This window comes from Kitasatospora sp. NPDC029312 (assembly GCF_055569215.1).
In genome coordinates this window covers 48,028-59,276 of the sequence record NZ_JBVHXY010000023.1, presented here as the reverse complement: position 1 = coordinate 59,276, position 11,249 = coordinate 48,028, and the positions used below count along the sequence as shown (strand labels likewise).

Here is an 11,249-nt window from a genome sequence, read left to right as displayed (position 1 = left end):
GGTCTGCCGGTCTACCGGTCTGCGGGTCTGCGGGGCGGGGTGGTCAGACGCGCTCGACGACGGTGGCGATGCCCATGCCGCCGCCCACGCAGAGGGTGATCAGGCCGTAGCGCAGGTCGCGCCGCTCCAGTTCGTCGATCACGGTGCCGAGGAGCATCGCGCCGGTGGCGCCGAGCGGGTGGCCGAGGGCGATCGCGCCGCCGTTGACGTTCACCTGGTCGTGGCGGAAGCCGAGTTCGCGGATGAAGCGGAGCGCGACGGCCGCGAAGGCCTCGTTGATCTCGACCAGGTCGATGTCGGCGGCGGTGAGGCCGGCCTTGGCGAGCGCCTTGCGGGTGGCCGGGGCGGGACCGGTGAGCATGATGGTGGGTTCGGAGCCGGAGACGGCGGCGGAGACGATCCGGGCGCGCGGGCGCAGTCCGTACCGCTCGCCGACCTCGCGGTTGCCGATGGCGACGAGGGCGGCGCCGTCCACGATGCCGGAGGAGTTGCCCGCGTGGTGGACGTGGTCGATGGCCTCCACCCAGTGGTACTTCTGCAGGGCGACGGCGTCGAAGCCGCCGGCCTCGCCGATCTGGGCGAAGGAGGGCTTGAGGCCGGCCAGGGTCTCGACGGTGGTGCCGGGGCGGATGAACTCGTCGCGTTCCAGGACGACCAGGCCGTTGCGGTCGCGCACCGGCACCACCGAGCGGTCGAACAGGCCGTCCGCCTGGGCCTTGGCGGCGCGGGCCTGGGACTCGGCGGCGAAGGCGTCCACGTCGGTGCGGGAGAAGCCCTCGATGGTGGCGATGAGGTCGGCGCCGATGCCCTGCGGGGCGAAGTTCGTCTCGTAGGCGGTCATCGGGTCGGCGAACCAGGCGCCGCCGTCGGAGGCCATCTTGACCCGGGACATCGACTCCACGCCGCCGGCCAGGATCAGGTCCTCCCAGCCCGAGCGGATCTTGGCGGCGGCCAGGTTGACGGCTTCCAGGCCGGAGGCGCAGAAGCGGTTCTCCTGGACTCCGGCGACGGTGTCGGGCAGGCCGGCCGCGATCGCGGCGATCCGGGCGATGTCGGAGCCCTGGTCGCCGACCGGGCTGACCACGCCGAGCACGATGTCGTCGATCGCGGCCGGATCCAGCTCGGGGTAGCGGCCGCGCAGTTCGTGGATGAGCCCGACGACCAGGTCGATCGGCTTGGTGCCGTGCAGCGAGCCGGTGGCCTTGCCGCGGCCGCGCGGGGTGCGGATCGCGTCGTAGACGTACGCTTCGGTGGTCACGATGGAAGTGCCTTTCGGGGCGGGGGTTCCTGAGGGTTGCCGATGCTCAGCCGAGGATGGAGCGGCCGACGATCTCCTTCATGATCTCGGTGGTGCCGCCGTAGATGGTCTGGATGCGGCCGTCGGTGAACGCCCGGGCGACCGGGAACTCGCTCATGTAGCCGTAGCCTCCGTGGAGTTGGAGGCAGCGGTCGGCGGTGCGCTTCTGCAGTTCGGTGGCCCACCACTTGGCCATCGAGGCGTCGGCCGGGGTGAGCGCGTAGCGGTTGTGCTCGGTGATGCAGCGGTCGACGAAGGTCCGGGTGATCGCGCACTCGGTGGCGAGTTCGGCGATCTCGAAGCGGACGTGCTGGAGCTTGGCCAGCGGACGGCCGAACGCCTCGCGCTGCTTGACGTAGTCGGTGGTGATCTCGACCAGGTACTCGGCCCCGGCGATCGCCGCGGCGGCGATGGTGAGCCGCTCCTGGGCGAGGTTCTGCATCAGGTGGACGAAACCGCCGTTGAGCTCGCCGAGCAGGTTCTCCTTCGGCACCCGGACGTCCTCGAAGAACAACTCCGCGGTGTCCTGGGCCTTCTGGCCGATCTTGTCGAGGTTGCGGCCGCGCTCGAACCCGGGCATGCCGCGCTCGACGGCCAGCAGGCTCAGGCCGTGCGCCCCACCCTCGGGGGTGGTACGGGCGACCACGATCACCAGGTCCGCGAGGATGCCGTTGGAGATGAAGGTCTTGACGCCGTTGAGCAGGTAGTGGTCGCCGCGGTCGACCGCGTGGGTGCGGATGCCCTGGAGGTCGGAGCCGGCGCCGGGCTCGGTCATCGCGATCGCGGTGATCAGTTCGCCGGTGCAGAAGCCGGGCAGCCAGCGGCGCTTCTGCTCCTCGGTGGCGAGCGAGGTGAGGTAGGGGCCGATGATGTCGTTGTGCAGGCCGATCGCCAGCCCGGAGGCACCGGCCCGGGCGAACTCCTCGGCCAGGACGGCGGCGTAGCGGAAGTCCGGGGTGCCGCCACCGCCGTACTCCTCGGGGACGGCCGGGCCGAGCAGGCCCTGGCGCCCGGCCGCGAGCCAGGCGGAGCGGTCGACGATGCCGGCCTTCTCCCAGCGGTCGTAGTGCGGCAGCACCTCCTTGGCGAGGAAGGCCTTCACGGTGGCCCGGAAGTCCTCGTGCTGCTCGGTGAAGATCTCGCGCTGCAACGCTACACTCCTTGGTTCGCTGGGGAGTTGGGGCCAGACGTGGCCGTGGCCGGCGGATCGAGGGACGGCACGCCCCAGTCGCGGGCCACCTCGGCGGTGTCCGCGCCCGGCCGGGCCGGCGGCCGGCGCAGCGCTCCGGGGGTCGCGGAGAACCGCGGTGCCGGGGCGGGCTGGGTGATGCCGCCCGCCTCGATGAAGGTGCCGCGCGCCGCCAGGTGCCCGTCCTCAGCGGCCTGACGCATCGTCAACACCGGTTCCACGCAGGCGTCGGAACCGGCGAAGACGGCCTCCCACTCCGCCCTGGTCCGGGTGGCGAAGCGGTCGGCGATCCGGGCGCGCAGTTCGGGCCAGCGGGCGAGGTCGTACTGCCCGGGCGCGTCCGGGCCCAGGTCCAGCAGGCGGGCGAACTCGGCGTAGAACCGGGGCTCCAGCGCGCCCACCGCGAGGTGTCCGCCGTCGGCCGCCCGGTAGATCGCGTAGAACGGCGCGCCGCCGTCCAGCAGGTTGACGCCCCGGCGGTCCTGCCAGTGCCCGGCCGCGAGCAGGCCCCACAGCATGCTGCTCAGGTGCGCCGCGCCGTCCACGATCGCGGCGTCGACCACCTGCCCGGTGCCGGTCGCCCGGGCGTGGTGCAGCCCGGCGAGCAGGCCGACGACCAGGTACAGCGAGCCGCCGGCGTAGTCCCCGAGCAGGTTCGCGGGGATTCCCGGCGCCCCGTCCGCCGCGCCGTCCGGGGCCCCGCCCGCGACCCCGCCCGGCGCTCCTCCCGGTGCCGCGACCATCCCGAGCACCCCGGCCACTGCCGCGTACCCGAGGTCGTGCCCGGCGGTCGCGGCCCGCGGCCCCTGCTGGCCCCACCCGGTCATCCGCCCGTACACGAGCGCCGGGTTGCGCCCCAGACACGCCTCCGGCCCCACCCCGAGCCGCTCCGCGACGCCCGGCCGGTAGCCCTCGATCAGCAGGTCCGCCCGCTCCACCAGGTCCAGCACCCGCCCTGGGCCATCGGGCGCCTTGAGGTCGATCAGCACCGACCGCTTGTTCCGGTTGGTCAGGTCGTACGCCGGATCCGCGCCCAACGGCGACGGCTCCGGCCGGTCCACCCGCACCACGTCCGCGCCGAGATCCCCCAACAGCATCGCCGCGAACGGCCCGGGCCCGATCCCCGCGAGCTCCACCACCCGCACACCCGCCAACGGTCCCGGACCGCCGGCGCCGTCCGCTGGACTGCCTGTGTCACGCACTGGCCGCAGACCCCTTCAGGGTTTGACAGTAAAGCTGTAACACCCGCGATGATAGGGAAGCGACCGACCGGTAACAAGACCTCCTCATCCACCCGGTGTCGCCCCCTCCCCCCGCCCGCGAACGCGGGGAATCCCGCGGCTCCGACGCCGGGAAAGAGGAGTGCGTTCCACCCCTGTCACGGTCTACCGTGCCGTTGACCTATTACATCGATCGATGTTCGCCACCCCGGAGGACGTGCCATGACCATCGCCGAGCGGACCGCTGCCGCCCGCACCACCGTCGCCGTGTCCGAACGGCTCATCCTGACGCGGCCGCAGCAGGGGGACACGGAGGCGGTGTTCGCCGTCCACGGGGATCCGGAGACCAACCGGTACAACCCGCACGGGCCGCAGCGGGACCTCGGGCAGGCGCAGGAGCAGCTGGACGGGTTCACGGCCGACTGGGTCCGGGACGGGGTCGGGTACTGCGCCGTGTCGACGCGGGAGGACCCGGAGGTGATCATCGGGTTCGCCGGGCTGCACCTGTTCGAGCTGGACGGCGAGCAGGCGTTGAACCTCTACTACCGGTTCCGGCCGTCCGCCTGGGGCAAGGGGTACGCGGCGGAGGCGGCACGGGCGGCGATGGCGGAGGCGCTGCCGCGGATCCCCGGGGTCCCGGTGGTCGCGCTCATCCGGCCGGACAACCTGCCCTCACGGCGGCTCGCGGAACGGCTCGGGCTGGTGGCGGACCCCGGCGGACGGGTCGACCGGGAGGAACGGCTGATCCACCGGATGGCCTGAGCCCGGGGCCCGGATCCCCCGCCGGGGGGAGCGGGATCCGGCACGGGGACGAGGTGGCGGGCCGGGAACCGGGGCGACCCTGGGCGTATGAGGAGTGACGAGGATGCGGTGGGGGCCGGCCGGGCCGGGGCGGCCCGGAGCGCGACGGTGGCGACCGTGCCCGTACCTGACCGAGGTGGCGTGACGGCTCCGCCGCCGCCGACACCCTGACGTAGAGTCACCCGGGTGGATACGGGGGGCGGCCGGCTGCGGCCGGTGATCGAGGCGTTGTTCGGGCGACGGGCCCGGCTGCGCTGGGTGCATCTGGTGCTGGGCGGCGCCCTGCTGATGCCGTACTGGCTCCTGTCGGTGGTGACGCTCGGCGCTCTCAACCCCGGCCAGGGGCACCTGGAACAGGTGCTGCTGCAGCTGGTCGCGCTGTTCACCTCGCTGCCGATGGCCGCCGTCACCGCGCTGGTGCCGACCGTCCGGGCGCTGGAGGGCGCGGCCGCGCGGGCGCTGTGCATGGTGGCGCGGCCGGACGAGCTGGCCACCGGGCCGGGCCGCTCGTGGGCGGCGAGGTGGCGCGCCGCGGCCTGGTTCGTCCTGCACCTGTTCTGTGGCGGAGTGGTCGCCGGGATGACGCTCGCCGGGGTGCCGTTCTCGGTGGCGCTGATGACGGGCCTCGGTGAGTCCGGGGGCCTCACCCGGGACTGGGCGGACCGCTTCCCCGGCTCGATGCTCACCGGCCCCGCGCTGGGCCTGGCCGTGCTGCTGCTGATCGTCGGCACCAACGCCGCCGGCGGCGCGCTGCTCGCCCGCTGGGCACCCGCCCTGCTCGGGCCGACCCCGGAGGAGCGGCTGGCCGCCGCCGAGCGGCGGGCCACCGTGCTGGCCCAGCGCAACCGGCTGGCCCGCGAGCTGCACGACTCGGTCGGGCACGCGCTCAGCGCGGTCGGAATCCAGGCCTCGGCCGCCGCCCGGGTGCTGCGCACCGACCCGGACTTCGCCGCCGAGGCACTGCGGGCGATCGAGGAGGCCGCCCGCGGGGCCGTCGCCGAACTGGACACCGTGCTCGGGCTCCTGCGCGAGGAGGAGGCCGCCGCCGAACCGCCACGGCCGACGCTCGCCGAGCTGGACGACCTGCTGCGCCAACTCGCCCGCACCGGCGTCACGGTGGACGCCGAACTGGACCCGGGCCTGGCCGGGCTCCCCGCCGAGGTCTCGCGCGAGGCGTACCGGATCGTGCAGGAGGGCCTGACCAACGTGCTGCGGCACGCCGGGCCCGCCCCGGCCGGACTGCGGGTCGCCCTCGGCACCGGCCGGCTGGAGATCGAACTGACCAACCCGCTCGGCGCCGCCCGCCCCAGCCGCCCCGGCGGCGGGCGCGGACTGCGCGGGATCGGGGAACGCGCCACGGCCCTGCGCGGCGGCAGCGCGGCAGGACCGAGCGAGGACGGAACGACGTGGCGGCTGGCCGTCTGGCTGCCGGTGGGAGGGACATCGTGAACGAGGGCACCCGGCACGGCGACATCCGAGTGGTGATCGCGGACGACGAGCGGCTGGTCCGGATGGGCCTGCGGGCGGTGATCAACGCCGAACCGGACCTCACCGTGGTCGGCGAGGCCGCCGACGGCGCCGAGGTCATCCCGCTGGTGCGCGAGCTGCGCCCGGACGTGGTGCTGATGGACGTCCGGATGCCCGGCATCAACGGGATCCGGGCCACCGAGCAGCTGGTCGGCGGCATGGCCGAGCCGCCGAGGATCCTGGTGGTCACCACCTTCGAGCACGACGACCACGTGTACGACGCGCTGCGCGCGGGCGCCGCCGGCTTCCTGCTCAAGCGGGCGCGGGCGGAGGAGATGGTCCAGGCGGTGCGGCTGGTCGCGCGCGGGGACTCGCTGCTCTTCCCGGCGGCCGTGCGCCAACTCGCACTGCGCCACGGCGCGGGCGGGCAGCGGGAGGCGTCCGTGGCCCCGGGGCCGATCGGGCGGCTGACCGAGCGGGAGGGGCAGGTGCTGCGGCTGATGGCCACCGGGCTCAACAACGGCGAGATCGCCCGGCAGTTGGTGGTGAGCCAGGAGACGGTGAAGACGCACGTGGGGAGCGTGCTGGCCAAACTGGGGGCCCGGGACCGCACCCAGGCGGTGATCGCGGCGTACGAGTCGGGCTTCGTGCTGCCCGGCTGACTCCACGGGAGAAAGGTCGGCGGCGAAGGCCGCGTGCGCCGCCCGGCGCGTGCGGGTCGGGGTCGGTCGTGGTCGGGGTCGTGGTCGTGGTCGTGGTCGTGGTCGTGGTCGTGGTCGTGCGACGACGCACCGGATCGAACGGAGGTTCCCTCCGGGCGGTACCGGCACGTAGAGTGCGGTCCTCCCCCTCGCCGTCCGATACCGCCCGTATCGCCTGGAACGAACTGGTGGCCGCATGACAGTCCGGACCCGCCCCGCGCTGTGGTGGCGCACGGGCATCGTGCTCTCCGCGGCCCTCGGCCTGTCCCTCGGGACGTCGTCGCTGGTGTACTTCACCGTGCAGAGCAACGTCATCGTGCTCGGCTACTACATCGGCGCGGTGTACTGGATGATCAAGCGCGACACCGTGGACGCGCCGGCGCCCCGGCTACGCGGCGCCGCGACGCTGTACATCCTGATCATCGGGCTGGTCTCGCACATCCTGCTCCAGCACGGCGCCGACCCCCTGCCCGGACTGGTCAGCGGGCCCGACCGGCTGGCGCACTGGTCGTCCTTCTTCCTGCACTACGTGACGCCGCTGGCGGTGCTCACCGACTGGCTGCTGCTGAAGCCGCGCAACGCGGCGGCCTGGCGGGACATCCCGCTCTGGCTGACCTTCCCGCTCGGCTACGCGGCGATCGTGCTCGCCCGCAACGCACTGTTCGCCGACTTCCCGACGCCGTACCCGTACTTCTTCTTCGACCCGACCACCGAGGGCTACGGGTACGTGTGGGGCCAGATCGCCCAGCTGACCGTCGAGTTCACCGCGCTCGCCGCACTCGTCGTCGGGCTCGACCGGCTGGGCACGCTGGTCGCGGCGAAGCTCCGACCAGCGAACGCGTGAGGCGGGCGGCGGCAGCCTCGCGGATCGTGGCGCGCCCCCGCTCCGCGTGCTCGATGATGTCCACCCGCCGTCACAGGCCGTGCTGTCGATCCCTCCCAGGGACCGTTCGGCCCGCCCGGCGGTAGGCCCGGAGGAGGACACGGGTACGGCGCGTCGGATGACGCCCGGCCGGCGCGGCCGGGCGTAGCGTCGGAGGCCGCGGTGGCGGAGGGGTTCCGCGGGGGAGGCCGGGGATTCGGCGGAGGCCGGGAATGACGCACAAGCCCAGGACGACGCACCGACGGGCCGGCAGGGCGGCGGCCGCGGCGGTGGCACTGGCGACGACGGCGGGGGTGGCGACCACGGCCGGACCGGCGATTGCGGTCACGGCGACGACGGTCACCGCGACGGGGACGGCGGTCACGGGGCCGGCGGCGGGGACGGGGATGGAAATGGCGCCGGAAACGGCCGCGACGCCGGGCCGGCCGGGGGGTTCGCCGGAGGGCGTCTGGCGGATGGACGGCTACGGCACGGTGGTGGCCGTCTCCGGGAGCCGGCTGACCACCTACGACGTGACGGCGCACAGCTGCGTGCCCGGGTGGTTCACCGCGACGCAGGCCGGCCCGCCCGGACCGGACGGCACCACCCGCTACGTCCAGGGCATCGACGCGCTGACGCTCACGCCGCGGGGGCGGGACCGCGTGCTCGACCGCGAGGAGGGCGAGGTCGGCACCAAGACGCTGGTCCGGCTCGACGCCCTGCCGCCGCTGTGCACCCGCCCGGCGCCGAACGACCCGCTCGCCGTCTTCGACCGGTTCTGGGAGACCTTCGAGGAGAACTACCCCTTCTTCGCGGCCAAGGGCATCGACTGGCACGCCGTCCGGGACGAGCAGCGGCGCAGGATCACCCCGGCGACGACGGTCGAACAGCTGGAGGAGGTCTTCGTCGCCATGCTCCGGCCGCTCGGCGATGCGCACACCGGGCTGGCCCGGGTGGTCGACGGGCAGCCCCAGCCGGTCTTCGGCGGCCGACGGCCCGGCACGACGCAGCGCACCAAGGAGCTGACCGAGCGGGCCCGGCAGGCGTCCGCCGCCCAACTCACCGGTCCTGAGCAGCTCTTCGCCGGCGGGAAGCTCGGCGTGGGCAGGCTCCCCGACGGCATCGGCTACCTTCGGGTGAGCAGCTTCGACGCCTACACCGACGGCGACTACGGCAGCCAGGTCGCCGAACTGGACCGGGCGCTGGACGCCCTGGGGGCCGGGCCCGGCCGGCTCCGCGGCCTGGTCGTCGACGTACGGCTGAACGGCGGCGGTTCGGACGCGCTCGGGCTGCACATCGCCGCCCGGCTCACCGACCACCCGTACCTCGCCTACCGGAAGACGGCGCGTGACGACCCGGCCGACCCGACGAAGTTCACCCGGCCCGAGCCGATCGCCGTGCGGCCCTCCGCAGGCCCGCACTTCACCGGGCCGGTGGCGGTGCTCACCTCCTCGATCTCGGCCAGCGCGGCGGAGACCTTCACCCAGGCCCTGATGGGGCGCCGCCCGCTCGTGACCCGGATCGGCGAGAACACCCAGGGCGTCTTCTCCGACGTCCTGCTCAAGCCCGTCTCGCCGGACCTGATGGTCGTCCTGCCGAACGAGAAGTACCTCACCCGGAACGGCGACACCTTCGACGGTCCGGGCATCCCGCCGGACCTCCGCACCCCAGTGTTCACCCCCGACGAGCTGGCCGGGCTCAAGGACTCGGCCCTGAGCACGGCCCGCCGGGTGCTCACCGAGGAGGCCCAGGACGGCCGCGGTGGTCAGGACGGCCAGGACGGCCGGGACGGCCCGGGTGACCGGAACCGGTAGGTGACCGCCGCGCCGGCCCGACCGCGCCTCCCCGGCACCCGCTGCCGCTACATCGGGTCCACCGCCCGCAGTTCGCCGTCCAGCTCCAGCCACCTGGTCAGCCCCAGGCCGCGCAGGAACGGCAGGTCGTGGCTGACCACGATCAGCGCGCCCTGATAGGCGGCGAGCGCCTGGGTGAGCTGGCGGACGCTGGCGAGGTCGAGGTTGTTGGTCGGCTCGTCGAGCAGCAGCAGCTGCGGCGGCGGGTCGGCCAGCAGCAGGGCCGCCAGTGTCGCCCGGAACCGCTCGCCGCCGGACAGGGTGCCGGCCCGCTGGTCGGCCCGGGCGCCCCGGAACAGGAAGCGGGCCAGCCGGGCGCGGACCGCGTTGTCCCCGGCGCCGGGGGCGAAGAGCTTGACGTTCTCCGCGACGGTCAGCTCGTCGTCCAGCAGGTCGAGCCGCTGCGGCAGGTGGCGCGACGACACCGGCGCGGTGATCCGGCCCTCCACCGGGGAGAGTTCGCCCGCGATGGTGCGCAGCAGCGTGGTCTTGCCGGAGCCGTTGCGGCCGACCAGGGCGATCCGCTCGGGGCCGCGCAGGTCGAGGTCGGCGGTGGCGCCGCAGGGCAGCCGGACCTTCTGCAGGGTGAGCACGGTGCGGCCGGCCGGCACGGCGGTGCGCGGCAGGTCGATCCGGATCTCCGCGTCGTCGCGCACGGCCTCCTCGGCGACGGCGAGCCGCTGTTTGGCCTCCTCCAGTCGCTCGGTGTGCATGCCGGCCACCCGGCCCGCCGTCTCCTGGCCCTTGCGCTTGAGCATTCCGGCGAAGATGTGCGGGTCGTTGCGGGTGACCGAGCGCTTCTTGCCGTAGGCGGCGCTGCGCTCCAGCTTGGAGCGGGCCTCGACCAGGTCCCGCTTCTGGCGCTGGACGTCGGCCTCGGCGTTGCGCAGCAGCCGCTCGGCCGTCTCCTGCTGGGCGGCGAGGGTCCGCTCGTACTCGGTGAAGTTGCCGCCGTACCACGTCACCTCGCCGTCCCGCAGATCGGCGATCTGGTCGACGCGGTCGAGCAGTTCGCGGTCGTGGCTGACGATCACCATGACGCCGTTCCAGCCGGCCACGGTGTCGTAGAGCCGCTCGCGGGCCGTCCGGTCGAGGTTGTTGGTGGGCTCGTCCAGCAGCAGGACGTCGGGCCGGCGCAGCAGCAGGGCGGCGAGCCGCAGCAAGACCGCCTCGCCGCCGGAGAGTTCGCCGGTGGTGCGGTCGAGGCCGAGGCGGTGCAGACCGAGCCGGTCGAGGGTGGCGCGGGCGCGCTCCTCGACGTCCCAGTCGTCGCCGACCGCGTCGAAATGCCGCTGGTCGGTGTCACCGGACTCGATCGCGTGCAGGGCCTCCCGGGTGGCCCGGATGCCGAGCGCCTCGTCGACCCGCACACCGGTGTCGAGCGTCAGGCCCTGGGGCAGGTAGCCGAGTTCGCCCGCGATCCGGACGGTGCCGCCGCTCGGGGTGAGCTCACCGGCGATCAGCCGCAGCAGGGTGGACTTGCCGGAGCCGTTGAGCCCGATCAGTCCGGTGCAGCCTGGGCCGACGGCGAGGTTGAAGCCGTCCAGGACGGGCTTGCCGTCGGGCCACTCGAAGGTGAGGTCGGTGCAGAGGACGGCGGTGGTGGGTTGTGCCATGTAGGCCTCCCGGATGGTTGCTGAAGGGGGTGATGAGCAACACGGGAGGACACCGCGGGTGCGGGACCGGTACGGCTTGGGAACAGGGGCGGAGCAAGCAGCAAGCAGCAAGGCGCCACGGCCGTGACTGAGGTCGCACACGTCGCACACCGCGCGGCAACGAACCTGGCCTGCGCGGCGGGGCGGTGTCCTGGGACCTCAGTAGAGCAACGGCCTTCTCCTTGTCTGGCTGACGACGCGTTC

The 11,249-nt window shown here is 73.8% G+C and carries 9 protein-coding genes; 5 read left to right on the top strand and 4 right to left on the bottom strand.

What is annotated here, in order from left to right:
• Positions 1-43 precede the first annotated feature (43 nt).
• The 3 genes from ACZ4WV_RS20175 to ACZ4WV_RS20165 are packed head-to-tail and all read right to left on the bottom strand — an operon-like array spanning position 44 to position 3,688.
• Positions 44-1,258 carry an acetyl-CoA C-acetyltransferase gene (locus ACZ4WV_RS20175; RefSeq protein WP_465748508.1) on the bottom strand — a complete coding sequence of 405 codons (1,215 nt, stop codon included), beginning with the start codon at positions 1,256-1,258 and terminating at the stop codon, positions 44-46.
• A gap of 46 nt (positions 1,259-1,304) precedes the next feature.
• Positions 1,305-2,447: an acyl-CoA dehydrogenase family protein gene (locus tag ACZ4WV_RS20170; protein WP_465748506.1), complete on the bottom strand. Its 1,143-nt coding sequence runs from the start codon at positions 2,445-2,447 to the stop codon at positions 1,305-1,307.
• 2 nt (positions 2,448-2,449) lie between these two features.
• Entirely contained in the window at positions 2,450-3,688 is a 1,239-nt protein-coding gene (locus ACZ4WV_RS20165) for a CaiB/BaiF CoA transferase family protein (RefSeq protein ID WP_465748504.1), read from the bottom strand.
• 240 nt (positions 3,689-3,928) lie between these two features.
• Here ACZ4WV_RS20165 and ACZ4WV_RS20160 point away from each other — a divergent pair, with 240 nt between their 5' ends.
• The 5 genes from ACZ4WV_RS20160 (at position 3,929) to ACZ4WV_RS20140 (ending at position 9,351) form a co-directional block, all read left to right on the top strand.
• Entirely contained in the window at positions 3,929-4,468 is a 540-nt protein-coding gene (locus ACZ4WV_RS20160) for a GNAT family N-acetyltransferase (RefSeq protein ID WP_465748502.1), read from the top strand.
• Positions 4,469-4,693: 225 nt separating this feature from the next.
• Positions 4,694-5,956: a sensor histidine kinase gene (locus ACZ4WV_RS20155; RefSeq protein WP_465748500.1), complete on the top strand. Its 1,263-nt coding sequence runs from the start codon at positions 4,694-4,696 to the stop codon at positions 5,954-5,956.
• Positions 5,953-6,636 carry a response regulator transcription factor gene (locus ACZ4WV_RS20150; protein ID WP_465748498.1) on the top strand — a complete coding sequence of 228 codons (684 nt, stop codon included), beginning with the start codon at positions 5,953-5,955 and terminating at the stop codon, positions 6,634-6,636. Before ACZ4WV_RS20155 ends, ACZ4WV_RS20150 begins: the two co-directional genes overlap by 4 nt.
• 235 nt (positions 6,637-6,871) lie before the next feature.
• Positions 6,872-7,519, top strand: coding sequence for a Pr6Pr family membrane protein (locus ACZ4WV_RS20145; protein WP_465748496.1), 648 nt, complete (start codon positions 6,872-6,874; stop codon positions 7,517-7,519).
• Between the two features lie 431 nt (positions 7,520-7,950).
• On the top strand, positions 7,951-9,351 hold the full coding sequence (locus tag ACZ4WV_RS20140) for a S41 family peptidase (RefSeq protein WP_465748494.1): 1,401 nt from the start codon (positions 7,951-7,953) through the stop codon (positions 9,349-9,351).
• Between the two features lie 47 nt (positions 9,352-9,398).
• Here ACZ4WV_RS20140 and ACZ4WV_RS20135 read toward each other — a convergent pair whose 3' ends face one another.
• Positions 9,399-11,006 carry an ABC-F family ATP-binding cassette domain-containing protein gene (locus ACZ4WV_RS20135; protein ID WP_465748492.1) on the bottom strand — a complete coding sequence of 536 codons (1,608 nt, stop codon included), beginning with the start codon at positions 11,004-11,006 and terminating at the stop codon, positions 9,399-9,401.
• Positions 11,007-11,249 lie beyond the last annotated feature (243 nt).

Coding starts and splice junctions, on each gene's coding strand:
- ACZ4WV_RS20160 (WP_465748502.1), top strand. CDS start 3,929: ATGACCATCGCCGAGCGGACCGCTGCCGCCCGCACCACCGTCGCCGTG.
- ACZ4WV_RS20145 (WP_465748496.1), top strand. CDS start 6,872: ATGACAGTCCGGACCCGCCCCGCGCTGTGGTGGCGCACGGGCATCGTG.
- ACZ4WV_RS20140 (WP_465748494.1), top strand. CDS start 7,951: ATGGCGCCGGAAACGGCCGCGACGCCGGGCCGGCCGGGGGGTTCGCCG.
- ACZ4WV_RS20135 (WP_465748492.1), bottom strand. CDS start 11,006: ATGGCACAACCCACCACCGCCGTCCTCTGCACCGACCTCACCTTCGAG.